Below are 23,994 nucleotides of genomic sequence, written 5' to 3'. Positions count from 1 at the left end.
TCACTGCTCCTGGGCCGGTACGGCGACGGTGTCGTGCGGCGTACCACCGAGCACGACCTTGAGGGCGCCGGTGTCACCGGCGCGCGAGAAGACGTCGTACGCCTCTTCCATCTGGTCCAGCTCGAAGCGGTGGGTGACCATCTCGGCCCCGGGGAGGCGGCCTGCGGCCATCATGCGCAGCAGCATGGGGGTGGACCGGGTGTCGACGAGACCGGTGGTGATGGTGACGTCCTTGATCCAGAGGTCTTCGAGGTGCAGGGTGGCGGGCTTGCCGTGGACGCCGATGTTGGCGACGCGTCCGCCGGGGCGGACCATGCGGGTGCACATCTCGAACGTCTCGGGCACACCGACCGCTTCGATCACCACGTCTGCGCCAAGACCCTCGGTCAGGTCCTCGACCAGTCGCTCGGGTTCCTCCCGCGCGCTGGCCGTGGCATCGGCACCGAGGTCCCGGGCTGCCGTGAGGCGGGAGGCGGCGAGGTCGACGGCGATGATGCGCCCGGGGCTGTACAGCTTCGCGGTGGCGATGGCGGCAAGGCCGATGGGCCCGGCCCCGACCACGACGACCGTGTCGCCGGGGCTCACGTTTCCGTTCAGCACGCCCACTTCGTAGGAGGTCGGGAAGATGTCGGCGAGGAGGACGGCATCGTGGCTGCTCACGGCGCTGGGGAGCGGGTGGACGGAGAGGTCGGCGAAGGGGACGCGGACGTATTCGGCCTGGGTGCCGTCGATGGTGTGGCCCAGGACCCAGCCGCCACCGCCGCGGCACTGACCGTAGCGGCCCTCACGGCAGAAGCGGCAGCGGCCGCAGGCGGAGATGCAGGATATGAGCACGCGGTCGCCGGGGCGGACGCTGCGCACGTCGCCGCCGATCTCGACCACGGTCCCGACCGCCTCGTGGCCCAGGATGCGGCCGGGTGTCACTTCTGGCACGTCGCCCTTGATGATGTGCAGGTCGGTACCGCAGATCGTGACGGCGTCGACCCGGATGATCGCGTCTGCGGCGTCCTTGATCGCGGGGTCCGGGACGTCCTGCCAGGAGGTCTGGCCGGGGCCTTGGAAAACGAGTGCCTTCATGACTGCGGCCTCTCTGTGCTGCGCGGGAAGCGGTCACTGCCAGGTGCTGCGCGGGAAGCGGTCACCGCCAGGCTGTGCCCACGTGCCTCCGTCCCGCTTGGGCCGGTCGGCCCCTCCCGGGGGACCAGTGGGGCCTCTCTGCCGCACCGTGACGGGTGCGACGGTGGAATTCGGCACCTGTCCCCGAAGGGAGGGCCGCTGCCATGTCCCAGCCGGCTCCGTCACCCGCCACCCGTCCGGCCCTGCTGAGGTTCCTCGGCGGTGTCAGGACGGTCACCGGCAGCAAATTCCTGGTCGAAAGCGACCACGCCCGGGTCCTCGTCGACTGCGGACTCTTCCAGGGTGTCGCGGACCTACGCCGTCGCAACTGGGACAAGCTGGCGTGCGACGCCTCCGACATCCACGCCGTGGTCATCACCCACGCCCACCTGGACCACTGCGGCTACCTGCCCCGCCTGGTCCGGCACGGCTTCCGCGGCCCCATCCTCACCAGTGCCGCGACCGCCCGCCTCGCCGAGATCGTCCTTCGTGACAGCGCCCGCCTGCAGATGGAGGCCGCCGAACACGCCAACCAGCACGGCTGGTCCAAGCACCGGCCCGCCAAGCCGCTCTACGACGATGACGACGTCGACCGCACCGTGAAGTTCTTCGACCCCGTACCCATGGGCAGCGAGATCGAGATCATGGGCGGCACCGGGCTCACGCTCCACCACGGCGGCCACATCCTCGGCTCCGCCTGGGCCCATCTGACCCTGGAGGACGGCCACACGCTCGCCGTCAGCGGCGACCTCGGCCGCCCGGGGCACCCGCTCCTGCTGCCGCCCGAGCCGTTCTCCGGCGCGGACGTCCTGCTGATGGAATCGACGTACGGAAACCGTCACCACGATCACGCGAGCGCCCGCCGCGAGTTCACCTCCGTGATCACCCGCGCCCTCTCCCGGGGCGGAACGGTGGTCATCCCCGCCTTCGCGATCGACCGGACCGAGGTCGTCCTGCACGAACTCGCCGCACTGCGCAGCGCCGGCACACTGCCCCGCCACGTCCCCGTATACGTCGACAGCCCCATGGCCCTGGCCGCCCTGGACGTCTACCGCGACGCCCTGCGCGCCCGTGCCCCCGAGATGCGGCCGGAGGTCCTCGCCCGGGGAGAGGACGCCATCAGCCCCGAGCCCTTCCTGGCCGCCCGCACCGTGCAGGAATCCATCGACATCAACAACGCCGGCGGGCCGGCGGTCATCATCTCCTCCGCCGGCATGGCCACCGGCGGCCGCGTCCTGCACCACCTCCACCGGATCCTGCCCGACCCCCGCAACGCCGTGGTCATCGTCGGCTTCGCCGCCGAGGGCACCCGCGCCCGCGACCTCGTCGACGGCGCCCGCACCTTGAAGATGTTCGGCGAGTACGTCCCCGTACGCGCCGAGGTCGCCGACGTACCGCACTTCTCGGCGCACGCGGACGCCGGCCAGATCATCGACTGGCTGCGCGGCGCCCCTGCCCCGCACACCACCTATCTCGTCCACGGCGAGGAGACCGCGGCCGAGACCCTCCGGGACCGCATCGACCACGAGTTGGGGTGGACGGCCGTCGTACCCAAGTCCGGCGAGGCCGTCCTGGTCCGCTGACCGGGCCGGGCGGCCCCACGGTCTGCCCCGCACGGCCCTCCCGGAGTCCCGGCTCGCGCTCCACGGTGAGAACCAAGGGGTGGAGGCACACCATGAGCACCACGCACACCATCCTCGACGCAATGGCCCCGGAGGCCCGCGAAGCCCTCCTCGCCCACTCCCCCACGGTCACCTTCCCCACCGGCACCCGCATCTGTGCCTGGAGGACTCCGCCACCGGCCGGGCCGTCTCCGTTGCCGTGTCCGCCGTGATCGCCGATCGGCTCGACTCCGCCCGCACCAAGCTGCTCGTCCCGTTCGCTCCCCACGGCAGCGGCACCCCGCTCGCCCACGCACGCTGAGGACCCGCCATGACCTCCACCCCGTACACCGTCGCCGACGTGATGACCACCAGGTACATCGCCGTCACCCCCGACACCGGCTTCAAGGACATCGCAGCCGCCATCAAGCGCTGGAAGGTCACCGCCCTTCCCGTCGTCGAAGGCGAAGGCCGCGTCGTCGGCGTGGTCTCCGAGGCCGACCTGCTGCCCAAGGAGGAGTTCCACGAGCAGCGCCCCGGCCTCATCGAGCAGATGCGCCGCCTCGGCGACACCGCCAAGGCCGGCTCCACCCGTGCGGAGAACCTGATGACCGCTCCCGCGGTCACGATCCGCCCCGACGCCACCCTCCCCCAAGCAGCCCGCCTCATGGCAGACCGGCACATCAAGCGCCTCCCGGTCGTCGACGCCGACGGCACCCTCAAGGGCGTCGTCAGCCGCTCCGACCTCCTGAAGGTGTTCCTGCGCACCGACGAGGAACTCACCGCCGAAATCCGAAAGAGCGTCATCGAGCGCCTGTTCCCGCTCTCCCACAACGAGGTCACGGTCACCGTCACACAAGGCATCGCCACCCTGACCGGCAGCGTCCGGGACGACCACCTGATTCCCATGGTCGAGCACCTCGCCCGATCCGTCGAGGGCATCGTCGACGTCCGCTGCCGGCTGGAGGCACGCACTGGACCATGAGCGTCTTCTCGTGCGCCACGAAGTGGTCCCGGGTGGGGACGAGTGTGCCTTCCACGATGCGCACGGTGTCCTCGGCGAACCGCTTGCGGGGCTGCAGGGCAAGCTTCGGCCCGAGGTGGTCGATGATGCGCGGCGACCAGCAAGCCCGGTCCCTGCCGAACTGCCGTGGGTCCAGCCCGGTGAACGGGCGTACCCATGCCGGCTCCGACGCCGTGATCACACCAGCGACGACGAGATCATTCCACTGCTTCCCGCCCGTCGTGCCCGAAGGCAATGCGGCAACGTTCGACCTGGTCGGCCACCTGCTCAAGGAACCAGCGCATGACCTCGTACGGGATGACGTGCTCATCGTGGCTGTGGATGTGGACGGTCGGTTCCAGATTCGGATCCTCATCGGGGACGAGCGCCACCATGAAGGCGGCTCCAGGCAGGTACCTCTCGGCACTGGTGTCCTCGGCCCACGTGGCCGGCGCAGGCACGGCCTCACTCAGCTCCACAGCCCAGGCGTCGTCGGGCAAGGCGTAGTGGAACTGGACGGCGTAGTGACGGCCCGCATGTTCTCGCAGCTCGGCTGGCATGACGGCAGGCTGCCACAGGCACGAATTCCCGTCGCCGCAGCCCCCACCAGCCGTACCTAGCTGCCGTAGATGCTCAGGCCCATGGGCGGTGGAGACATCACCGGCTACGCGATGGAGGCCGACATCGGCAGCGCCGTGCGGATCGCGGACAATGTGGCGATGGCGTACAGCACGTGCTCATACGAGGGTCAGCCGCGCCGGTACGTGGTGAAGTTACGGGTGCAGAATCCGCCGGCCCACGTCAGCGAACGCCGCGAGGACCTCGCCCGGCTGCGCCTCTTGACCGCAAGCACCATCCCGCTGAGGTCGTGCGGGTCACCGAGAACCTTCTACCGAGGACGCAGCCTGTGCATCACGACGACGAACCGGTCTTCAGACGGAGCAAGTGGGGTACGAACAGCTACTACTACAACCCCCGCAACCCCGTCGGGCTCGCCCTCATCGTCATCACCCTGCTCTTCGTCGGGACGATGATGGTCCTCATGGCGAACCGGGCCGGCCCGTTCGAGCCCTCCCCCGCCCCCGCGCCCGTGCCGTGGAGCCCGCCGCCGTACGACTACTCCCGGCCGTCACCGTGGAGCAGCCCACCGGGCCCTTGAAGCCGATGGGGTCCTCGCCCGGCGGGAACCCCATCAAGACGGACACCGTCCGCACCGACTCCCTCGTCTCGTCCACTGGTCCGACGGGGTGGCCCAGCAGATGATCGTCGGGGACACGCAGGGAAGCCAGGTCGACATCGACCCGACGGTCCTGGCCCGCGCGGCGCGGCACGACCGCCCTGCGACAGCTGGCGCAGCGCATCGACCGCGAGACGGCCCGCACGGCCTTCAAAGTCTCCGGCTTGCAGCGACCCGCTCCCCGCCTGGGTGCTGCCACTGGAAGCGTGAGCGTCACCGCGGGTTCCTTCAGCGATGTGGATCTCCACGACGCCGGGCCGGGTCTCGGCCGTCAGCCGCACGCGGCGGCCCGGCCGCCTGAATGGTGAGCACGCGGGCGAGCACGGCCGCGTCGGCGATCACGCCGGGCCACTGCTCCGGAAGGCTGACGCGCAGCGTACGGCCCCGTCCTCCGCGGCGGCGCGCACCGGCTCCCGGCCCCGATGGGCTACCGCAGTCGGAACACCGGCAGCCTCAGACGTCATCTCATTTGGCGAGTCTGCGGTAGATGCTCGGCCTTGCGTTCGTAGAGGCGATGGAGTCGGCGACAGTCGGCGAGCCAGGCCATGGTCCGTTCTATGGTCCAGCGGTGACGTCCCAGCCGCTGCGAGGACTCGATTCCTCTGCGGGCGATGCGGTGCTTGATGCCGCGCTGACGTCACCATTTCCGCAGGTGAGCGTACTCGTAACCCTTGTCTGCATGGAGCTTGGCGGGCTTGCGCCGACGGCGTCCGCGGCGTGAACGGATGGGCGGGATAGCGCGTACGAGGGGTTCGAGTGCCTGACTGTCGTGCAGATTCGCCCCCGAGATTCCGACGGACAGGGGTAGACCCGTTCGCTCTGTGATCAAGTGGATCTTCGATCCGAACTTGCCCTGTCGACAGGATTCGGACCTGTCAGGTCCCCGTTACCGTCTTCGTGGCCCGCATGTTCACGGCGTCGATCGCGCACCGGGACCAGTCCAGGTCGCCGCGGGCGCCGAGCTCGTCAAGGACCAGGCGGTGGAGCTTGGCCCACACCCTGGCCTTCGTCCACTCGGAGAAGCGTCGGTGGGCTGTCGCCCCCGATGGCCCGAACGATGCCTCGGGCAGCTGCTGCCAGGTACAACCCGAGGTGGCAACGAAGACGATCGCGGCCAGTACTTCACGGTCACCATGCCGACGTCGGCCACCGCCCTGAGGCCGCAATGGCGCCTCCGGCACCACCCGCTGGAACAGCGCCCACAACTCATCCGGCACCAGCCGCTCAACAATCCCCGCCACGACCGACAACCTACCCAACCATCCAAATGAGATGGCTTCTTACGGACCACTGCCCTGTAACAAGCCGTGCGTACCGCCGTTCTCACTGGTCAGCGCGGGTGCCGCTGCCGTACCACCAACAGACCAAGAACGTTTTTTGTAGCTGCTACTCCCCAAAAAAGCTTGGGTACTTCTAGAGGAGCGAAGTCCGGCGCCTGGAGGAAGTATTGCCCTCTCCGTGCAATATCCCGACAGTTTCATAGGGTAGTCGAAAAGCAACCATGAGCAATCTCCGGAGCTCTTCAAACGCTTCTCCTGGACCAGTCACGGACCACAATCACCTCCTGGGACGAACATCGGGGCCTTGGCCCCGTCTCCATGGGTCTTCCCCGGCGGCCGGCCCGGACGCCCGATCAGCACCACACAACTGACCCAGCGGCTGGACCAGCTCGGAATTCGACCCAGCCAGGCCCGCAGCACCGCACTGTTCCAACTCCCCACCGTGGCGGTCGAAGATGTCCGCCGCACCCTGGGGGATGCGGGCTGGTTCACGGGGTGGGAGGTGCGACTGCGACCGTCCCCGGCATCAGCCCCGGTCACGGGCGTGCCAGGGTGCTGGAGAGGTTGCTGGCCTCCGTCCGGGCTGAGTTCCGCACTGCGATCCACCATCCAGGTCACCAAATGTGACCGCGTGACCGGGCAGCAGGGTCTGTACGACGGGCACGTCATCCGGCGGCGCCGCCAGGGCCGGACAGCCCTGGCGGATTTTCTCGCTGCCCCTGGGCGGCCCGTTCGTGGACGCGGTGAACTCGCCGCCTGCGCGGCTGATGGGTGCCGCTTCGGCGTCAACGGGCGGGAGTTGTGCGTGCGGCACTACGACCGTTGGGTGCGGGCCGGACGGTCTGACTCGGATGAGTGGCGGCGCCGGCCCTGGAGGCCGCTGACCGGTTTCCGGATGCGTGCCGTCTGCCGTGCTGCACGCTCTGAGTCGGCAATCCGGGGAAGATCTTCTGTCGAGGCCATCATGACCGGTGGAGGAACGCCGGCCCGGACCGCACCTCCAGCTCCCCGTGGGCGATGACGAGGGTGTCCACGACCGGCGCCTCGTCCCCGGATTACGTCCGAACGGCGGGAGCGGGCGGGCAGGAGCGGGAGCCCTGTTGACAGCCGGGCCGACGCCGGGCCAGCCGCCCACTCGACCGTGATGGGCAGGCTTTTCCGGCTCCCCGCCAGAGTGACGAGTCCCAGGCGGGTGGCTATAATCATATGTACGGGTTGGTTGCAACTGGGGGAATCAACCTGCTTCCGCGGTGACGAGCCCGGAGTTCGGGGCTTGAGAACATCGCACACCAGTCCAGCGGGTCCGTGGCCCAGCGAGGTCGCGTTGACGGCGACTTTGCGCTCGTTAAATCTATGCGGCCACATGCATAACCCGCGCACACCTCCTACGTAAGGAGGCAGAACAACTTCGCGCCGCAGCAAGTGGCAGAACAACGAGAAGGGTTCTGAACCATGCAGGCACTGAGAATGAAGCGGCTCTTCGCGGTGTCCGCCATCGGCGTTCTGATGGCCGGTGGCGCCGCCCTCGGGGCCGCCGGTACGGCCTCGGCGGCAACCCCCACCTACTCCGTCACTTACGTCCACGGCGGTGGCTGGGACGATGACGGCGGTGGCCACGGAGGTTACGGCCACGGCGGGTACGACGACGATGACGACTGGGGCGGAGGGTACGGCGACTGTGGCTGACGAGTAGACCAGGCTGTGCGGCCCAAAGGCCGGCCGCACAGTCATCACGCTCGGCCGGACCCTTGCCACCACACGTGATCGGGTCATCTATCGGGCGATGGGATTTTGGGCCGCAGCAGGGGCGCCAGCGGCGGTGATCAGATTGTGCACGTGGCCGGCGATTCCGGCAGCGCAAACGACGACGTACAGAAGGGGCTTGGACGGCTGCGGCTCGGTCACGCGGCTACTCCCAGTCGGCGGCTGACGTGGTGGAGCTCTGGCAGCGTACGACGGCGGTCCCGAGTTGCGACCAACTCTCGGACGGCCGGGCGGCGTACGTCCTGAGCCTGGTAACCGTAGGCGAGGCGACCCTGCTGCGCACGAGTCCCCCTCCTGTCGGGGACTCGTGCGCCCTGTACACCTCAATCGGCGAGCCAAACCGCTTCACCGATTCGTGCGACTCATTGCGCAAGCTCCCGTGGGTCCAGCGGCATTCTCCAGAAGTTGCGGCGGTGTGCCGCGTCGAGTTCGGCCTGGAGCGGGGACGGGGGAACCACCAACACGGGGCAGGCGGCGTGCGCGAGGCAGTGGCGGGCCACCGAGGGGCAGACGAGGCGGCGCAGCGCGGCGCGGGATCCCGTGCCCACCACGAGGAGGTCTTCCGGATCGCGTGCGACGTCCACGAGGGCCGCACCCGGGGTCCCTCGTACCGTGAGGCCCTCTAGGGTGACACCGGGCTTCACGGCGCCGAACGCCGTATCGAGAACCTCGCGGAGTCTTTCGGCGGCCGCGGCACGGCACTGGGCGAGGGCATGGGGCCCGAGACCGTTGCGGCTTCCGAGTTCGCCGCCCGGTGACTGCCAGGCCAGGACGGCCCACAGGTCCGCACCACGCACGCGCGCTTCCGCGGCGGCCCGGTGCAACGCGGCCAGATTGCCCGCCGTTCCGGTCACACCGACCACGACTCTCCGCATGGCCTCTTCCCTCTCGTCTCGTCCGACGGTCCTCATGAAACGGCCTCGTCGGGGGATGAGGTGCGGTTGCTGATGTCCTTCTAGTGTCCTGCGCCGGAGATCCGTTGGCAGAAGCGGGCGAGTGAGTCGAGGATCTCTTCGGCTGTCTTGGTCCAGGTGAACGGGGTCGGGTTTTCGTTCCACTGCTTGACCCAGGCTCGGATGTCGGCTTCCAGGGAGCGCACACTCTTGTGGGCGCCACGGCGGATCTTCTGGTCCGCGAGGAAGCCGAACCATCGCTCAACCTGGTTGATCCAGGAGGAGCCGGTGGGTGTGAAGTGCAGGTGGAACCGTGGGTGTTTGGCCAGCCACGTCTTGATGGCCGGGGTTTTGTGGGTGCCGTAGTTGTCGCAGATCAGGTGGACCTGAAGGTGTTCGGGGACCTCTTTGTCGATCTTGATGAGGAACTTCTTGAACTCCGCGGCCCGGTGGCGACGGTGCAGTGAGGTGATGACTTCACCGGTCGCGACGTCGAAGGCCGCGAACAAGGTGGTCAGCCCGTTGCGAACATAGTCGTGAGTGCGGCGCTCGGGCATGCCGGGCATCATCGGCAGCACTGGCTGAGAGCGGTCAAGAGCCTGGATCTGGGACTTCTCGTCCACCGACAGCACCACCGCTCCTTCGGGCGGGTTGAAATACAGCCCCACCACGTCGTAGAGCTTCTCCACGAACAGCGGGTCCGTCGACAGCTTGAACGTGTCGCTCAAATGGGGCTTGAGCTGGAACTTCCGCCAGATCCGGCCCACTGTCGACTTCGACAGGCCACTGCGGGCGGCCATCGATGAACGCGACCAGTGAGTGGCGTTCTTCGGGATCTCCTCCAGCGTGCCGACCACTACCGCCTCCACCTGATCAACGCTGATGGTGGGTGGCCGGCCAGGCCGGGGCTCGTCGACCAGCCCGTCCAGCCGGGCCGCCAGGAACCGGCGACGCCACTTGCGGACCGTGTCGGCCGCGATATGCAACTCCCGTGCCACCACGACAATCGGCGGCACATCAGCACCGGCACACGCCAACACGATGCGGGCCCGCAAGGCCACCGCCTGCGCAGATGACGCCCTGCGGACCCAACGCTCCAACACCACACGCTCATCGGAAGACAACAACAACGGTTCCAACTTCGGACCACGACGAGGCACCGGCACATCCGCAGAAGCAGTCATACATAAACTAACGACGGATCTCCGGCGCAGGACACTAGCGCGGAGATCCGTGACCATGACGGGTTTCTGATGCCACAACGCTCCGGCGTCAGTGATCCGTCAGGACTTGGCCCGCCCCCGTATGGGTCTCGTTACGGGGTGGCCATGGGTGCGGGGATGCGGGGATAGCTTCGAACCCGCGCCCCGGACTGCCTCCCCGCACCCGGGGCGTCACCTGCCGCTCGTGGTTCCTCAGGGAGGGCCCCATGTGTTTGTTCCAGTACGACGACGATCCCGAGCCTGAAGAACAGGTCCCGGCCGGACCCCTGTACGTGCCGGTCCGGCCGGGAGGAGCGGAAGTGGTGGTGCGCCTGTTCCGCACCCCGCTGGGAGCTCGCACCATCGTCGGCTTCACCGGCCCGGACCGTCTGGCCGCGACACTGGGCGTCCAGCAGCCGTGGATCCGGCTCTCCGAGTCCGCGCTCCGCGCGATGGCCGAGCCGCTCGGCGTATCCCTTCTGACCGTCGACCCGACGTTCACCGCTCCCGCGGTCGCCGCGGGGCCTCCGGTCGCGGCTCCACTGCCCCAGGCTTCCCCGATCGCAGCCCGGATCGCCTGATGGGGGATCACACGGTGGCCACAGCTGTTCTGTCCGAGCACGAGGCCAGTGCGGATGATCTGTCGATCTGGCCTGCCTCCACGACTCAGGTGACGCCTGGTGGGCTGGCCGTCGGCGGAGTATCACTGGCAGAGATCGCCGAGCGGTTCGACACTCCGGCCTACGTTCTGGACGAGGGCGAGGTCCGCGAGCGGTGCCGAACCTATCGGGATGCGTTCCCTGAAGCCGATGTCCTCTACGCCGCCAAGGCGTTCCTCTCCCGTGCCATGGTGCGCTGGGTCGATGAGGAGGGTCTGGGGCTCGACGTGTGCTCGGCAGGCGAGTTGGAGCTCGCCGTCACCGCCGGTTTCCCGCCCGACCGCATCGTGTTGCACGGCAATGCCAAGTCACCCCGCGACCTGGAGGCGGCACTGCGGCTCGGCGTGGGGCGGATCGTCATCGACAGCCCGTCCGAGATAGCGAGGATCGCGGCCGCCGTCGGCCCCGGCCGGCGCCAGAAGGTCATGGTGCGGGTGGTGCCCGGCGTCGCCGCCGGCGGGCACGACAAGATCCGTACCGGTACCGACGACCAGAAGTTCGGTCTCTCCCTCACCGACGGGGGCGCACAGCACGCAATCACCCGGGTACTCGGTCAGTCGCAGCTCGAACTCACGGGGCTGCACTGCCACATCGGCTCCCAGATCGCCGACGTGAAGCCCTATCTGGTGGCGCTGCGCCGCATGGTCGGACTGATGGCCCGTGTCCGTGACGCACACGGGGTCGTCCTGGCCGAGCTGGACATGGGCGGTGGCCACGGCATCGCGTACCGGCCCGGCGAGCCCGCCCTCGACCTCACGACGCTCGCGCGCAGGATGCGCGCCGAGCTCATCGAAGGCTGCGCGGCCGCCGGACTGACCGTACCCCGGCTCGTCGTCGAGCCCGGGCGGGCCGTCGTGGGACCGGCCGGGGTCGCCCTGTACCGGGTGCTCACCGTCAAGCACGCCGGGGAGGAGGTGTTCGTCGCCGTCGACGGCGGCATGAGCGACAACCCTCGCCCCGCCCTGTACGGGGTGCGCTACGCGCCCCGTCTGATCGGCCGCGCCTCGACGGCCGGACCGCGTACGGCCACGGTCGTCGGCCGGCACTGCGAGGCCGGCGACATCCTTGCGGCCGACGTGGAGCTGCCCGGCGACATCCACCCCGGCGACCTGCTCGCCACACCGGTGGCGGGTGCGTACCAGCTGTCCATGGCCTCCGGCTACAACCTCGTGGGCCGGCCCGCGGTCATCGCGGTCCATGAGGGCTCGGCCCGGATGCTGGTCCGGCGCGAGACGCTGGAGGACTTCCGCAGCCGCGACATCGGCGGTTAGGGCCGACCTCATAGATCCAACGGATCCTGCGGCCTGCCCGTCTACGGCTGGTAGGCGAGCTCGATCACCATCGCTGCGATGACGCCCCAGACCCCGATCCCGAGCAGCCACAGGGCTTCCAGGGCGGCGCCGGTGGCGATGACGGTCAGTCCGGCCGCCCCGAGGACCAGTACGGTCTGGCGGATCTGGCGGTCTGGGCGCGAGCGAGTGTTCACGTAATGAGAATCCCGCTGGACCTTCGCCATGGCGAGGGTCCAGCGGGATTCCTGTCGGGGTCCTTACGCCGCGTCAGCCGGCGTGGACGTGGGGGCGGCGGGCGCGGTCCGGTTCGGCCTCCCGGATGACCTCGCGGGTGACGGGGGCGACCTCGCCCTGTCCGAAGAGGAAGAAGCGGAAGAAGTTGGCCATCGGGTTGCCCTCGGTCCACTCGAAGTAGATGTGCGGGCGCTGGCCGGTCTCGTCCCGTACGTGGAGGAGGAGGGCGGCGAGGGCGTTGGGGATGCTGGAGCTCTCCAGGGTCAGGACGCGGTAGCGGCCGTGCAGGACTTCACCGCGCACCCGCATGCCGGATTCGAACTCGGACGCGTCCAGGACGGTGACCTCGACGAACATGACGTCGTCCTCGGACGGGATGTCGTTGTCCGCGCGGATCTGCGCCTTCTTCAGCCGGTACTCCTCAAGGTCCCGGTTGTCGGGCTCGTTGGCGATGAACCGGATGGTGCGGTTGGCGGTGTCGCGGATGAACCGTTGGGCCATGTCGTCGAATTCCACGTGGGTGACGCGCAGCTCGAAGACGCGGGCGAGGCGGGAGAGGAGGGAGAGCGCCATGATGCCGGCGATGAAGCAGGCGCCGATCTTCACGCCGTCGGGTCGTTCGGCGACGTTGACGGCGGTGGTGTAGACGAAGACGGCGGAGATGACGCCGAAGCCGATGGTCCAGCCGCGCTCCCCCGCCCGGCGGGCGGCGATGGTCACGGCGACCGCGGCCGAGGTGATCAGGACGAGCACGCCGGTGGCGTACGCGCCGCCCTGCGCGTCCACGTCCGCGTTGAAGATCCAGGTCACGAGGAACGCGATCAGGGTGAACACGATGACCATCGGGCGCAGGGCGCGGGCCCAGTGCGGGGCCATGCCGTACCGGGGCAGGTAGCGCGGCATCAGGTTCAGCAGGCCGGCCATCGCGGAGGCGCCGGCGAACCAGAGGATCAGGATCGTCGAGATGTCGTAAACGGTGCCGAAGGCGGAGCCCAGGTACTCGTGGGCCAGGTAGGCGAGGGCGCGGCCGTTGGCCTCGCCGCCCGGCTGGAACTGGTCGGCCGGGATCAGCAGGGTCGTGATGAGGCTGGAGCAGATCAGGAAGATGCTCATGATCACGGCGGCCGTGGTCAGCAGCTTCTTGGCGCCGCGGATTCGGCCGGCGGGCTTGGCTTCGGTGTCGTCGGGCTCGCCTTGGACGTGCGGCATAACAGCTACACCGGTTTCGAAGCCGGACAGGCCGAGGGCGAGCTTCGGGAACACGACGAGCGCGATCGCGATCATCATGAAGAAGTTGCCGTGCTCGGCGGTGAGCGCGGTGGTCCAGTCGGTGATGACCTGCGGCTCGGTGAACACGTTCCACAGCCCGACGGCCACGACGACGACGTTCAGGCTGAGATAGGTGGCCACCAGGACCACGGCGACGCCGATGGCCTCGCTGAACCCCTTCAGGAACACCCCGCCCAGAAGCGCGATCAGGATCAGGGTGATCAGAACCTCGTGGCCGTGCAGGGTGCTGGTGAGGTGCGGGTTCTCCACCATGTGCGCGGTCGCGTCGGCCGCGGAGAGGGTGATGGTGATGAGGAAGTCGGTCGCCGCGAACCCGAGCAGGGTCAGGACGAACAGCTTCCCCTTCCAGAAGGTGAGCAGCCGCTCCAGCATGGCGATGGAACCCTCGCCGTGCGGGCTCTCCTCCGCGACCCGCCGGTAGACGGGGAGCGCGCCGAACAGTGTCAGCAGTACGAGCACGATGGTCGCCAGCGGCGACAGCAGACCGGCCGCGAGGAACGCGATGCCGGGCTGGTAGCCGAGGGTGGAGAAGTAGTCGAGACCGGTCAGGCACATGACGCGCCACCACGGTCGGCCGTGGGGCTGGGCCGCCGCCTCCTTGGCGGCGGGCGAACTCGTCTGGGCGGTCAAGCCTTCCAGCATCCACGCGCGCAGGCGCGAGGAGCGGGCAGGGGTGGCCATCGTGGGGTGCTCCTGTCGTACGCAAAGAATCAGCCGTCGACATCGACGGCTGAGCCAGCGTACGCAGGCTGATCACTCATGCACGCGAGCGGACAAACCCTGACGCGTCCTTAACGCAAACAGTGCCACCTGTGGCGTAGTAGAGGCACGCACGCTCAGGACGGAGATTGCTGGTGTGGGGGCGGCCCGGACGGGGACCGCCCCCACAGGGGACCCGACGCAGTTCAGCCGAGGCCGGGGATGGTGGACACCAGCAGGTCGATGAGCTTGATGCCGACGAACGGCAGGATCAGGCCGCCGAGCCCGTAGACGCCCAGGTTGCGGCGCAGCAGGTCGTGCGCGGAGGCGGGCTTGTAGCGGACGCCGCGCAGGGCGAGCGGGATGAGGGCGACGATGATCAGGGCGTTGAAGATGATCGCCGAGGTGATGGCGGAGGTCGGGCTGCTCAGGCCCATGATGTTGAGGGCTTCGAGTCCCGGGTAGGCCGAGGCGAACATGGCCGGGATGATCGCGAAGTACTTGGCGACGTCGTTCGTGATCGAGAACGTGGTGAGCGCGCCTCGGGTGATGAGGAGCTGCTTGCCGATCTCGACGATGTCGATGAGCTTGGTGGGGTTGGAGTCCAGGTCCACCATGTTCCCGGCCTCCTTGGCAGCCGAGGTGCCCGTGTTCATCGCCACGCCCACGTCGGCCTGGGCCAGGGCCGGGGCGTCGTTCGTGCCGTCACCGGTCATCGCGACGAGCTTGCCGCCCGCCTGCTCCCGCTTGATGAGGGCGAGCTTGTCCTCGGGGGTGGCCTCTGCGAGGTATTCGTCGACGCCGGCCTCCTGCGCGATGGCGCGGGCCGTCAGCTCGTTGTCGCCGGTCACCATGACCGTACGGATCCCCATGCTGCGCAGCTCCGCGAAGCGCTCCCGGATCCCCTCCTTGACCACGTCCTTGAGGTGGATGATCCCCAGCACCCTCGGGCCGTCCCAGTCGTGGACCGCAACCAGCAGGGGCGTGCCCCCGGACTCGGACACGGTGGCCGACCAAGCTACTGCTTCCGACGGTACGGTCCCGCCGCGCGCCACCACCCAGTCGCAGACCTGCGTCATCGCGCCCTTGCGGATGGCGCAGCCGGCGCCGTTGTCCCAGCTCAGATTCACGCCGCTCATCCGGGTCCGGGCGCTGAACTCGGTGAAGCGGGGGTTGCTGAGGTCCTCCGCGGCGGCCGGCTGGAGTCCGTACTGCTGGGCGAGGGCGACGACGGAGCGGCCCTCGGGCGTCTCGTCGGCGAGCGAGGACAGCTGGGCGGCGTCCGCCAGCTTGATGTGATCCACGCCGGGCAGGGGGATGAAGGCTGCGGCCTCGCGGTTGCCGAAGGTGATGGTGCCGGTCTTGTCGAGGAGCAGGGTGTTCACGTCTCCGGCCGCCTCGACGGCGCGTCCGCTCATCGCGATGACGTTCCGCTGGACGAGCCGGTCCATGCCCGCGATGCCGATCGCCGACAGGAGGGCGCCGATCGTGGTGGGGATGAGGGTGACGAGCAGGGCGACCAGGACGGTCGTGGACTGTGCGGCGTGCGCGTAGGCGGCCATCGGCTGGATGGCGACGACCACCAGGACGAAGATGACGGTGAGTGCGGCCAGCAAGATGTTGAGCGCGATCTCGTTCGGGGTCTTCTGCCGGGTGGCGCCCTCGACCAACGCGATCATGCGGTCGATGAAGCTGTTACCCGGGCGCGAGGTGACCCGTACGACGATCGAGTCGGACAGCACGGTCGTACCGCCGGTGACGCCGGAGCGGTCGCCGCCCGACTCCCGCAGGACGGGTGCCGATTCGCCGGTGACGGCCGACTCGTCCACCATCGCGGCCCCGTCGACCACATCACCGTCGGCCGGGATCAGTTCGCCAACCTCGACGAGCACGAAGTCGAAGGGCTGGAGCTCGGCCGGCGTGACCACCTCGGTCTCGGCCCGGTTCAGGTTCGCCCCGTACGTCCAGTGGTTCAGCCGTACCGCGACGGTGTCCGTACGCGCCTTGCGCAGCGACTCCGCCTGAGCCCGGCCCCGGCCTTCGGCAACGGCCTCGGCGAGGTTGGCGAACAGGACCGTCAGCCAGAGCCAGACGCTGATCACCCAGGTGAAGACGGACGGGTGGATGAGCGCCGAGAGCGTGGTCAGCACTGATCCGACGGCGACGACGAACAGCACCGGCTTCTTGACCAGTTCGCGCGGGTGGAGCTTTCCGACGGCCTCCCGTGCGGAGGCGGCGAGGAGCTCGGGGTCCACGACGTTCACCTGGCCGGAGCGTTTCCGGGACGGTCGGTTGGTCGGGGTCCGCGGAGGTGTCCCGAGACCCGGAGGAACGTGCTGCGCGGCGGCGGGAGGCATGAAGCGACCTTCTGGATGGGTTCGAGGCGTAGCAGCCCCGGCGGCTCGCGGCCAGGGTGCGGAAGAGGGTGTCGCCGCCGGGGACCGTCCCCCATGGACCCCCTCGGCCGTCATGTGAGTATGCGAGGTCCCCGGCGGCGCAACAGGCAGGAAACTACTGCCTGTTCCCTTGGAAATACGCTTGTGGGCGCGGGAATTGGCACCTTCTTGACGGTGGCGCACGAGACGTGTCAAGCCGCCGTCAGAGGTGCGTCAACGCACGTCAGCGTGTGTCTGCCGTGATGCGGAAGCGCAGCCGGCAGATCACGGCGTCGGTGTCGCGGCGGACCGCGTGGGCCACGACGGAGCCGCGCTGGTTCTGGAGCAGCCGCTGCCACAGGTGGGCCGGTTCGGTCTCCGGAATCAGGACGGTCACCTGGGCGTCCGGGTGGGACTGGGCCAGCTTCCGCACGTATGCCGCCAGGGGGCGGCCGAGCGAGCGGGTTTCCGATGAGAGCTCGATCAGCTCGACGCCGGGCTTCCACAACTCCCAGTCCCGCCTGAGGGCTTCAGCGGTCTGGCGGTCCTCGGGAGCCGGGTGGGTGACGGTCACGGCGAGAACGTCATCGCCGAGTGAGCTGGCCGCATTGAGAGCCTGGCTGGTCAGGCGGGACAGTCCGGAGACGGGGACCACGACCACGGAGCGGGAGCGCCGCGGGGCCTGCGGAATCCGGCCGAGCTCCAGGCGTTCGCCGATCTCGGTGTATGCGCGGTGGATCTTCTCGAAGCCGAGAACGAGCAACGGCAGCGCGACGACGATCAGCCAGGCGCCCTCGGTGAACTTGGTGGCGGTGACGACGACGGCCGAGACACCGGTCAGCAGGGCGCCGAAGCCGTTGAGCGCCGCCTTCGCCTGCCAGCCGCGCGGCCGCTCGCCGTACCAGTGCCGGACCATGCCGACCTGGCAGATGGTGAAGCCGATGAAGACGCCGATCGCGAAGAGCGGGACGAGGGTGTTGGTGTCGCCGCCGGAGAAGACGAGCAGCAGGGCGGAGACGAGGGCCAGCCAGACCACGCCGTGGCGGTGGACCTGGCGGTCGGCCTTGAGCGCGAAGACGTGCGGCAGGTGGTTGTCGCGGGCCAACAGGCTCATGAGCACCGGCAGACCACCGAAGGAGGTGTTCGCTGCCAGCGCGAGCAACACCATCGTGGCGAACTGGACCACGTAGAAGGCGGCGTTGTGCCCGAAGGAGGCGTCCGCGAGCTGGGCGAGCACGGTCACGCCCTCGACGGGCTGGAGGTGGAAGCGCCCGATCAGGATCGATAGGCCGATCAGCATCACACCGAGCAGGGCGCCGAGTGCGACCTCGGTGCGCTGGGCGCGGCGGGCGGCCGGCGCCCGGAACGACGGAACGGCGTTGGCGACGGCCTCGACGCCCGTCAGCGCGGAACAGCCGGCGGCGAAGGCCTTCAGCAGCAGGAGCGCACCAACGGTGGTGGCGCCCTCGCCGAGCGCGGAGGCGTGCCCGGCAGCGGAGGCGGTGCTGACGGGACCGTCGCGGAAGAGGCCGACGACGACCATCGCGAGGATCGACCCGACGAAGACGGCGGTGGGCACGAGGAACGCCTTGGCGGATTCCACGACCCCTCGCAGGTTCACCGCGGTGACCAGCACCAGGACACCCAGGCAGATCCACACCCGCTCCCCGTACAGCTCGGGGAACGCCGAGGTCAGGGCAGCCACGCCGGCCGTGACGGACACGGCGACGTTCAGCACGTAGTCCAGGATCAGCGAGGCCGCGGCCACCAGACTCGTACGCCGGCCCAGGTGCCGTTTGGCGACGGCGTACGAGCCGCCGCCGTCCGGGAACGCGGCGATGACCTGCCGGTACGAGGCCACCAGGACCGCCAGCAGTGCGGCGATCGCCAGGGTGACGGGGAGGGTGAAGCCCATGCCGTACGCACCGGCCGCGGCCAGGACGAGCACGATCGACTCCGGCCCGTACGCCACGGACGCCATCGCGTCCAGCGACAGCGCGGCCAGTCCCTGGAGGGCGGTCAGCCGGTGGCGGTCGCCTGCTGCGGGCGCTCGTACGCCGGTATCAGGAGGCTCCTCCGTGCCCGGGGCCTGTCCTGCCGTGCTCGGCTTTCCCATGTCTATGGACATCTTTCGCTGTTCCTCCGTTGGACAAAGTGAGGACAGCGTCGGAATGCCGTGGCTTGATTACCAGTGTTCTTGGCGTCATCCATACGGCCGCTGCTCCAGTATTCACGCGCCTTTGATGCCGAGGCGGGGCAGCCGTATGAGGTGCGTCAAGACCTGGCCGCGGTGTGTGGCTGTCCCTCCGGCAGGGGGCAGTGTTCTTACAGGCGGCACCCCGCCTGCCGCTGTGAAAGGGAGAAGGTCCAGATGGATGCGGAGAACGTGGTCGGACTGGTCATCGCCCTCGCCCTGCTCGGCTATCTCGTGGTCGCTCTGATCAGGCCCGAGAAGTTCTGATTTCGAACCCCTCGTGTCCGGACAGGAGGCATCACATGTCCGGGTATCGACTTCACGACACGGCCGCCCTGCTCGCGGCCCTCGTGGTCCCCTTGCTCGTGGCGCTCGCGCTCGTACCCTTCCGCACGGATCTTTCGGCAACGAACGCGGCTCTGATCCTGGTCGTCGCCGTGGTCGCGGTGGCCGCGCTCGGCACCCGGGTCGCCGGGGCCCTCGCCGCGCTGTCGGCGGCCGCCTGGTTCGACTTCTTCCTGACCGAGCCCTATCAACGGTTCTTGATCGCCGGCCGCGACGACATCGAGACGGCGGTCCTGCTGCTCGTCGTCGCCCTGGTCGTCTCGCAGCTGGCGGTACACGCGCGGCGGCTCCGGAGGACAGTGATCACTGACGCGGCCCATCTGTCGAGCCTTCAGGGAACCGCCCGGCTGACCGAGGACGGCCGCTCGCCGGAGGCCGTGGTCGAGTACGTGCGCCGGGAACTCGTCGGCCTGCTGGGGTTGCGCGGCTGCCGCTTCGAATACGGCACCCTGATGGGAAATCTGCCGCGCCTCCAGCACGATGGCGGCCTGTGGCTGCACCGCCCGGGGCGGGTGACGGAGTACGCCGGCTGGCCGGACGGCGAGACCGAGCTGCGTGTCGTCGGCGGCGGGCACTACTACGGCCGCTTCCTGCTGGATCCCCTCCCCGGCCCGCTCCCCCCGGAACAGGACCGCCTGGTGGCCGTCGCACTGGCCGCCCAGGCCGGCTCCGCCCTGGACACGGCCGGCCTGTCCCACCAGGGCTGACCAGGCTTTCTCCGGCGCTTCACGTAAGGGCGGCGTTAAGAGTTTCCGTGCGTCCGTATGGACCCCGTCAAGGTGTCTTAACGCCGGGATGAAGACACGGTTATCTCGTCATCGGCCATCTGGCCGATTCATTTCTTCCCTCTTCATCCAGGAGCTCACGGTGGCCGATCTGGCCTTCGTCGTCACCACGGTCGCGGTCTTCGCACTGGTGGCTCTCATCGCCCGGGGGGTGACCAAGCTGTGAACGCCGAAAACATCGTCGGCCTCGTCGTGGCCGTCTCCCTGCTCGGATACCTCGTCCTCGCCCTTGTGTACCCGGAGAGGTTCTAGCCACCGATGAGTCCCGTTTTCGCTGGTGTGCTCCAGCTCCTCGCACTGATGGCCGCGCTCGCGCTGGCCTACCGCCCACTGGGCGACTACATGGCCAAGGTCTACTCCTCCGAGAAGCACTACAAGCCGGAGAAGTGGATCTACAAGGCCATCGGCGCCAACCCGTCGGCCGAGATGCGCTGGCCCGCGTACCTGCGCGGCGTCCTGGCCTTCTCCGCAGTGAGCGTCCTCTTCCTCTACGCCCTCCAGCGCGCCCAGGGCATCCTGCCCGGCTCACTCGGCTTCTCCGCCATCGATCCCGACCAGGCCTTCAACACCGCCGCCTCCTTCGTGGCCAACACGAACTGGCAGTCGTATTACGGCGAGCAGGCCATGGGCCACGTCGTGCAGACCGGCGGCCTCGCGGTGCAGAACTTCGTCTCCGCGGCGGTCGGGATGGCTGTGGCGGTGGCCCTCGTACGGGGCTTCGCCCGCTCCCGCACCGGTGAGCTCGGCAACTTCTGGTCCGACCTGGTGCGCGGCACCGTCCGGATCTTGCTGCCGATCTCCGTGATCGGCGCGATCGTGCTGGTCGCTTGCGGTGCCATCCAGAACTTCGCCGGGATCCACGAGGTCGGCCAGTTCATGGGCGGCAGCCAGCAGTGGAACGGCGGGGCGGTCGCCTCGCAGGAGGTCATCAAGGAGCTGGGAACCAACGGAGGCGGCTACTTCAACGCCAACTCCGCCCACCCCTTCGAGAACCCCACCCCGTTCTCGAACCTCTTCGAGATCTTCCTCATCCTGGTCATCCCGTTCGCCCTGACCCGCAGCTTCGGCCGCATGGTCGGAAGCCTGCGCCAGGGCTACGCGATCCTCGCCACGATGGCGACCATCTGGCTCACCTTCACCGCGCTGATGATGTGGACCGAATTCGCCCACCACGGCCCGGCCTTCGACGTCGCCGGCGGGGCGATGGAGGGCAAGGAGACCCGCTTCGGCATCGGCGCCTCCGCGATCTTCTCCGTCGCGACCACACTGACCTCGACCGGCGCGGTCAACTCCTTCCACTCCTCCTTCACAGGACTGGGCGGTGGCATCCAGCTGCTGGGCATGCAGCTCGGCGAGATCGCGCCCGGCGGCGTCGGCTCCGGCCTGTACGGCATGCTGATCATGGCGATCATCGCCGTGTTCATCGCGGGCCTGATGGTCGGCCGCACCCCCGAATACCTGGGCAAGAAGATCGGCACCCAGCAGATCAAGCTCGCGGCCTGCTACATCCTCATCACCCCCGCCCTGGTGCTCTGCTTCACCGCCGCGGCCATGGCCCTGCCCACCCCGCCCCACTCGATGCTGAACTCCGGCGCGCACGGCTTCTCCGAGGTCCTCTACGCCTACACCTCGGGCGCGAACAACAACGGCTCCGCCTTCGCGGGCCTGAACGCCGACACGCAGTGGTTCAACAGCACCATCGGCATCGCGATGCTGCTGGGCCGCTTCCTGCCGATGGTGTTCGTCCTCGCGCTGGCCGGCTCGCTCGCCGAGCAGAAGCCCGTGCCGGAGACGGCAGGCACTCTCCGTACTGACAAGCCGCTCTACACCGGCCTGCTCGTCGGCACGATCCTCATCATCACCGGTCTGACCTACTTCCCGGCCCTGGCGCTGGGTCCGCTCGCCGAAGGGCTCGCATCATGAGCACCGCCACTCCCACCAGGGCTCCGCACCAGGACGTGCCCACCGGCCACAAGCCGGGCGCCGGACGCGTGGGCGGCGGCCTGTTCGATCCCAAACAGCTGCTGAAGTCCTTCCCGGACGCCGTCCGCAAGCTCGACCCCCGCGTCATGATCAAGTCCCCGGTCATGTTCGTGGTCCTGATCGGCTCGGTCGTCACCACCGTTCTTGCCCTCAAGGACCCGACGGACTGGTTCGGCTGGGCGATCACCACCTGGCTGTGGCTGACCACCATCTTCGCCAACCTGGCGGAGGCCGTGGCGGAAGGCCGCGGCAAGGCCCAGGCGGACACCCTGCGCAAGGCCAAGACCGACTCCGTCGCCCGCCGCCTGACCCAGGACGGCAAGAGCGAGGAGCAGGTGCCGGGCACCGACCTGCGCATCGGCGACCTCGTCGTCTGCGAGGCGGGCGACATCATCCCCGGCGACGGTGACGTCGTCGAGGGCGTCGCATCGGTCGACGAGTCCGCCATCACGGGCGAGTCCGCACCCGTCATCCGCGAGTCCGGCGGCGACCGCTCGGCCGTCACCGGCGGCACGAAGGTCCTCTCCGACCGGATCGTCATCAAGATCACGACCAAGCCCGGTGAGACCTTCATCGACCGCATGATCGCCCTGGTCGAGGGCGCTGCGCGACAGAAGACGCCCAACGAGATCGCGCTGAACATCCTGCTCGCGTCCCTCACCATCGTCTTCCTGCTGGCCGTCGTCACCCTCCAGCCCTTCGCGATCTACGCGGGCGCCGAACAGTCCATGATCGTGCTGACCGCCCTGCTGGTCTGCCTGATCCCGACCACCATCGGCGCGCTGCTCTCCGCGATCGGCATCGCCGGCATGGACCGGCTCGTACAGCGCAACGTCCTCGCGATGAGCGGTCGTGCGGTGGAAGCCGCCGGTGACGTCTCCACGCTGCTGCTCGACAAGACCGGCACCATCACCCTCGGAAACCGCCAGGCCTCCGAGTTCGTCCCGGTCAAGGGCACGACGGAAGCCGAACTGGCCGACGCCGCCCAGCTGTCGTCCCTCGCGGACGAGACTCCCGAGGGCCGTTCCATCGTCGTCCTGGCGAAGGAGAAGTACGGGCTGCGCGAGCGGCACCAGGGCGAGCTGTCGAACGCCGAGTGGATCGCCTTCACCGCCCAGACCCGCATGTCGGGTGTGGACGTGGATGGCAAGCAGACCCGCAAGGGCGCGGCCGGTTCGGTCATCACCTGGGTCAAGGAGCAGGGCGGCCAGGTCTCCGACGACGCGGATCTCGTCGCCAACAAGATCTCCGAGGCCGGCGGCACGCCGCTGCTCGTCGCCGTCAGGGACGACGAGGGCGCCCGGGTCCTGGGTGTCATCCACCTCAAGGACGTCGTCAAGGAGGGCATGCGGGAGCGGTTCGACGAGCTGCGCCGCATGGGCATCAAGACCGTCATGATCACGGGTGACAACCCGCTGACGGCCAAGGCGATCGCGGAGGAGGCGGGCGTGGACGACTTCCTCGCGGAGGCCACTCCCGAGGACAAGATGGCCCTCATCAAGCGGGAGCAGGCCGGCGGCAAGCTGGTCGCGATGACCGGCGACGGCACGAACGACGCCCCGGCGCTCGCGCAGGCCGATGTCGGCGTGGCGATGAACACGGGCACCTCGGCCGCCAAGGAGGCCGGGAACATGGTGGACCTGGACTCCAACCCCACCAAGCTCATCGAGATCGTGGAGATCGGCAAGCAGTTGCTGATCACGCGCGGTGCCCTCACCACGTTCTCCATCGCCAACGACGTCGCGAAGTACTTCGCGATCATCCCGGCCATGTTCGCCGTGGTCTACCCGGGCCTCGACAAGCTCAACATCATGGGCCTGTCCTCACCCGAGTCGGCGATCCTCTCCGCCGTCATCTTCAACGCGCTGATCATCATCGCCCTGGTCCCGCTCGCCCTCAAGGGCGTGCAGTACAAGCCGACCAGCGCCGACAAGATGCTCCGCCGCAATCTGGGTCTGTACGGCGTGGGCGGCCTGATCGCCCCGTTCATCGGAATCAAGATCATCGACATGCTCATCTCCCTCATCCCCGGAATCGGCTGA

21 protein-coding genes and 3 pseudogenes are annotated in these 23,994 nt (G+C 68.7%); 13 read left to right on the top strand and 11 right to left on the bottom strand.

Annotated elements, in window-relative coordinates; genetic code table 11:
• On the bottom strand, positions 1-1,077 hold the full coding sequence (locus OHA65_RS33420; RefSeq protein ID WP_328764516.1) for a zinc-dependent alcohol dehydrogenase family protein: 1,077 nt from the start codon (positions 1,075-1,077) through the stop codon (positions 1-3).
• Positions 1,078-1,280: 203 nt separating this feature from the next.
• Here OHA65_RS33420 and OHA65_RS33415 point away from each other — a divergent pair, with 203 nt between their 5' ends.
• The 3 genes from OHA65_RS33415 (at position 1,281) to OHA65_RS33405 (ending at position 3,702) form a co-directional block, all read left to right on the top strand.
• Positions 1,281-2,699: an MBL fold metallo-hydrolase gene (locus OHA65_RS33415; protein ID WP_327279860.1), complete on the top strand. Its 1,419-nt coding sequence runs from the start codon at positions 1,281-1,283 to the stop codon at positions 2,697-2,699.
• Positions 2,700-2,791: 92 nt separating this feature from the next.
• Complete coding sequence (locus tag OHA65_RS33410) at positions 2,792-2,950, top strand: hypothetical protein (protein WP_371645664.1); 159 nt, start codon at positions 2,792-2,794, stop codon at positions 2,948-2,950.
• Between the two features lie 98 nt (positions 2,951-3,048).
• Positions 3,049-3,702 (top strand): CBS domain-containing protein, encoded by a 654-nt coding sequence (locus OHA65_RS33405; protein WP_405763089.1) that lies wholly within the window; start codon positions 3,049-3,051, stop codon positions 3,700-3,702.
• Positions 3,703-3,715: 13 nt separating this feature from the next.
• On the opposite strand, the pseudogene OHA65_RS33400 reads toward OHA65_RS33405, so the two are convergent.
• Positions 3,716-3,976: pseudogene (locus OHA65_RS33400) on the bottom strand (hypothetical protein); the annotation flags it as partial.
• Entirely contained in the window at positions 3,939-4,280 is a 342-nt protein-coding gene (locus OHA65_RS33395; RefSeq protein WP_327279857.1) for a hypothetical protein, read from the bottom strand. The pseudogene OHA65_RS33400 and the gene OHA65_RS33395, both read right to left, overlap by 38 nt.
• Before the next feature lie 347 nt (positions 4,281-4,627).
• Here OHA65_RS33395 and OHA65_RS33390 point away from each other — a divergent pair, with 347 nt between their 5' ends.
• Positions 4,628-4,879 (top strand): hypothetical protein, encoded by a 252-nt coding sequence (locus OHA65_RS33390; RefSeq protein ID WP_327279856.1) that lies wholly within the window; start codon positions 4,628-4,630, stop codon positions 4,877-4,879.
• Positions 4,880-5,417: 538 nt separating this feature from the next.
• Here OHA65_RS33390 and OHA65_RS33385 read toward each other — a convergent pair.
• A pseudogene (locus OHA65_RS33385) lies at positions 5,418-6,207 on the bottom strand (IS5 family transposase).
• A gap of 1,482 nt (positions 6,208-7,689) precedes the next feature.
• Between OHA65_RS33385 and OHA65_RS33380 the strand changes: the two are divergent.
• Positions 7,690-7,923 (top strand): hypothetical protein, encoded by a 234-nt coding sequence (locus tag OHA65_RS33380; RefSeq protein WP_327279855.1) that lies wholly within the window; start codon positions 7,690-7,692, stop codon positions 7,921-7,923.
• A gap of 215 nt (positions 7,924-8,138) precedes the next feature.
• On the opposite strand, the pseudogene OHA65_RS33375 reads toward OHA65_RS33380, so the two are convergent.
• The 3 genes and pseudogenes from OHA65_RS33375 to OHA65_RS33365 form a co-directional block, all read right to left on the bottom strand.
• Positions 8,139-8,306 (bottom strand): annotated as a pseudogene (locus tag OHA65_RS33375) (transcriptional regulator); the annotation flags it as partial.
• Positions 8,307-8,363: 57 nt separating this feature from the next.
• Positions 8,364-8,876, bottom strand: coding sequence for a universal stress protein (locus OHA65_RS33370; protein ID WP_327279854.1), 513 nt, complete (start codon positions 8,874-8,876; stop codon positions 8,364-8,366).
• Positions 8,877-8,956: 80 nt separating this feature from the next.
• A complete protein-coding gene (locus OHA65_RS33365) occupies positions 8,957-10,078 on the bottom strand; it encodes an IS630 family transposase (RefSeq protein ID WP_327280728.1) in 1,122 nt (373 codons plus the stop codon).
• A 245-nt stretch (positions 10,079-10,323) separates the two neighbouring features.
• Here OHA65_RS33365 and OHA65_RS33360 point away from each other — a divergent pair, with 245 nt between their 5' ends.
• Positions 10,324-10,677, top strand: coding sequence for an SAV_915 family protein (locus OHA65_RS33360; protein ID WP_327279853.1), 354 nt, complete (start codon positions 10,324-10,326; stop codon positions 10,675-10,677).
• The gene (gene lysA / locus OHA65_RS33355) at positions 10,677-12,026 is read left to right on the top strand and encodes a diaminopimelate decarboxylase (RefSeq protein WP_327279852.1); all 1,350 of its coding nucleotides are present in this window, start codon (positions 10,677-10,679) and stop codon (positions 12,024-12,026) included. Before OHA65_RS33360 ends, lysA begins: the two co-directional genes overlap by 1 nt.
• Before the next feature lie 41 nt (positions 12,027-12,067).
• On the opposite strand, the gene OHA65_RS33350 is transcribed toward lysA, so the two are convergent.
• The 4 genes from OHA65_RS33350 to OHA65_RS33335 form a co-directional block, all read right to left on the bottom strand.
• Positions 12,068-12,241 carry a hypothetical protein gene (locus tag OHA65_RS33350; protein WP_327279851.1) on the bottom strand — a complete coding sequence of 58 codons (174 nt, stop codon included), beginning with the start codon at positions 12,239-12,241 and terminating at the stop codon, positions 12,068-12,070.
• Between the two features lie 73 nt (positions 12,242-12,314).
• On the bottom strand, positions 12,315-14,252 hold the full coding sequence (locus OHA65_RS33345) for an amino acid transporter (RefSeq protein ID WP_327279850.1): 1,938 nt from the start codon (positions 14,250-14,252) through the stop codon (positions 12,315-12,317).
• Between the two features lie 224 nt (positions 14,253-14,476).
• Positions 14,477-16,627 carry a potassium-transporting ATPase subunit KdpB gene (gene kdpB / locus OHA65_RS33340; protein ID WP_327279849.1) on the bottom strand — a complete coding sequence of 717 codons (2,151 nt, stop codon included), beginning with the start codon at positions 16,625-16,627 and terminating at the stop codon, positions 14,477-14,479.
• Between the two features lie 262 nt (positions 16,628-16,889).
• Positions 16,890-18,773, bottom strand: a complete 1,884-nt coding sequence (locus OHA65_RS33335; protein WP_405763086.1) for an APC family permease — start codon at positions 18,771-18,773, stop codon at positions 16,890-16,892.
• A gap of 243 nt (positions 18,774-19,016) precedes the next feature.
• Between OHA65_RS33335 and kdpF (OHA65_RS33330) the strand changes: the two genes are divergently transcribed.
• The 6 genes from kdpF (OHA65_RS33330) to kdpB (OHA65_RS33305) all read left to right on the top strand — a co-directional run bounded on the left by kdpF (OHA65_RS33330) (position 19,017) and on the right by kdpB (OHA65_RS33305) (position 23,994).
• A complete protein-coding gene (kdpF, locus tag OHA65_RS33330; RefSeq protein WP_037847856.1) occupies positions 19,017-19,106 on the top strand; it encodes a K(+)-transporting ATPase subunit F in 90 nt (29 codons plus the stop codon).
• A gap of 35 nt (positions 19,107-19,141) precedes the next feature.
• Positions 19,142-19,891 carry a DUF4118 domain-containing protein gene (locus OHA65_RS33325; protein ID WP_327279847.1) on the top strand — a complete coding sequence of 250 codons (750 nt, stop codon included), beginning with the start codon at positions 19,142-19,144 and terminating at the stop codon, positions 19,889-19,891.
• 88 nt (positions 19,892-19,979) lie between these two features.
• On the top strand, positions 19,980-20,135 hold the full coding sequence (locus OHA65_RS33320; protein WP_008734570.1) for a hypothetical protein: 156 nt from the start codon (positions 19,980-19,982) through the stop codon (positions 20,133-20,135).
• Positions 20,132-20,221, top strand: a complete 90-nt coding sequence (gene kdpF / locus OHA65_RS33315; protein ID WP_037789535.1) for a K(+)-transporting ATPase subunit F — start codon at positions 20,132-20,134, stop codon at positions 20,219-20,221. The genes OHA65_RS33320 and kdpF (OHA65_RS33315) overlap by 4 nt, the downstream gene beginning before the upstream one ends.
• Before the next feature lie 6 nt (positions 20,222-20,227).
• Positions 20,228-21,892: a potassium-transporting ATPase subunit KdpA gene (gene kdpA, locus OHA65_RS33310; RefSeq protein WP_405758108.1), complete on the top strand. Its 1,665-nt coding sequence runs from the start codon at positions 20,228-20,230 to the stop codon at positions 21,890-21,892.
• On the top strand, positions 21,889-23,994 hold the full coding sequence (gene kdpB / locus OHA65_RS33305; RefSeq protein ID WP_327279845.1) for a potassium-transporting ATPase subunit KdpB: 2,106 nt from the start codon (positions 21,889-21,891) through the stop codon (positions 23,992-23,994). Before kdpA ends, kdpB (OHA65_RS33305) begins: the two co-directional genes overlap by 4 nt.

Source organism: Streptomyces sp. NBC_00045 (assembly GCF_045041095.1).
In the GTDB taxonomy this organism is placed as follows: domain Bacteria; phylum Actinomycetota; class Actinomycetes; order Streptomycetales; family Streptomycetaceae; genus Streptomyces.
Note: the sequence above shows the minus strand (reverse complement) of the source record. Positions and strands in the feature narration are given on the sequence as shown.